General features: G+C 51.0%; 1 protein-coding gene. It reads left to right on the top strand.

From position 1 onward, the window contains the following. A partial coding sequence (locus R7D93_RS25120; RefSeq protein ID WP_318129541.1) for a CusA/CzcA family heavy metal efflux RND transporter occupies nt 1-1,994 on the top strand: 1,994 nt, incomplete at both ends.

Consider the following 1,994-nt stretch of genomic DNA (forward strand, 5'->3'; position numbering starts at 1 on the left):
GCTGCGTGCATACAACTTAACGCTGCAACAAGTAAACATGGCGATTCAAAACGGCAACCAAGAAACGGGGGCATCCGTAGTTGAAGTTGCTGAAGCTGAGCACATGGTTCGCACCACCGGTTACTTGACCAGCATCGAAGACATTAAATCGCTGCCGCTTAAAGTGACCGACAAAGGTACACCGCTCTTATTGGGCGACATTGCTGACATCAACTTAGGTCCGCAAATGCGTCGCGGTATCTCTGAGCTTAACGGCGAAGGTGAAGCGGTGGGTGGCGTGATCGTGATGCGCTATGGCGAAAACGCGAGTGAGGTGATCAGCAAAGTTAAAGACAAGCTGGAAGATTTACAGCGTAGCTTGCCGGATGGTGTTGAAATCGTCACCACTTACGACCGTTCTACGCTGATCAATGCAGCTGTCGACAACCTATGGAAGAAATTAGCGGAAGAGTTCATCGTCGTAGCCATCGTCTGTGCACTGTTCTTGTTCCATATTCGCTCTTCATTGGTTATCGCCCTGAGCTTGCCAGTAGGTATCCTTGCAGCGTTCATCGTGATGCATTCTCAAGGCATTAATGCCAACATCATGTCGCTCGGAGGAATTGCCATCGCCATCGGTGCAATGGTGGATGGTGCCATCGTGATGATAGAAAACGTCCACAAGCACATTGAGCGAACGCCACTCACGGATAAGAACCGCTGGCAAGTGATTGGCAAAGCCGCTGAAGAAGTGGGTGCGCCCCTATTCTTCTCGCTGCTTATTATCACGTTAAGCTTTGTTCCAGTGTTTGCACTGGAAGGTCAAGAAGGCAAGATTTTCTCCCCTCTCGACTTTACCAAAACGTATGCCATGGCATCAGCGGCAGCACTTGCGATCACGCTCGTGCCAGTTCTAATGGGTTACTTTATTCGCGGTAAAATACTGCCAGAACATAAGAACCCTGTGAACCGTGGTCTGGTTGCGCTGTATCGTCCATTGCTTAATCTGAGCTTGAAATATCCGAAAGCGATGATCGTACTGGCGCTCGGCCTATTAGCATCGGCGTACTACCCAACTAGCCAACTAGGCAGCGAATTCATCCCACCATTGGATGAAGGCGATTTGATGTACATGCCGACCACCTACCCGGGCATTTCCATCGGTAAAGCACGTGAGTTGGTTCAGCAAACCAACAAGCTGATCAAAACCGTACCGGAAGTTAAAACGGTTTGGGGCAAGATTGGCCGTGCAGAAACCGCCACCGACCCAGCACCACTCACCATGATTGAAACGGTAATTCAGCTCAAACCTCATGACCAATGGCGTGAAGGCGTGACCACAGAGTCATTGCGCAAAGAATTCGACAATCTCGTGCAGTTCCCGGGGCTAACCAACGCGTGGGTAATGCCGATCAAAACGCGTATCGACATGCTTGCGACGGGCATTAAGACGCCAATCGGGATCAAAATCGCAGGCCCAGACCTGAAAGAGATCGAAAAGATTGGCGCGCAGTTAGAACCTATCTTGAACAACGTTCGCGGCACTTCATCGGTTTATGCCGAGCGTGTAGCCGGTGGCCGTTACGTAACAATCGACATTAAACGCCGCGCTGCCGCGAGATATGGATTGAGCATCAAAGACGTTCAGCAAGTCATCTCAACCGCTGTCGGTGGTATGAATGTTGGAGAAACCATTGAAGGCTTGGAACGCTACCCGATAAACGTTCGCTACCCGCAAGACTACCGTGACTCTGTGGTTAAGCTGCAAAACTTACCGCTAGTGACACCAAATGGAGCGCGTATTGCACTCGCTGATGTCGCTGACATTCGTTACGAAGACGGTCCGCCGATGATCAAAACCGAAAACGCACGTCCTAACGGCTGGGTGTTTGTGGATATCGATGGCCGCGACCTTGGTTCTTACGTGGTGGAAGCGCAGCAAGCAGTGGCTGACCAGCTGGTGCTCCCTGCTGGGTATTCGCTCGCTTGGTCTGGTCAATACGAATACATGGAAC

The organism is Vibrio sp. YT-15, assembly GCF_033337445.1.
In the GTDB taxonomy this organism is placed as follows: Bacteria; Pseudomonadota; Gammaproteobacteria; order Enterobacterales; family Vibrionaceae; genus Vibrio; species Vibrio alginolyticus.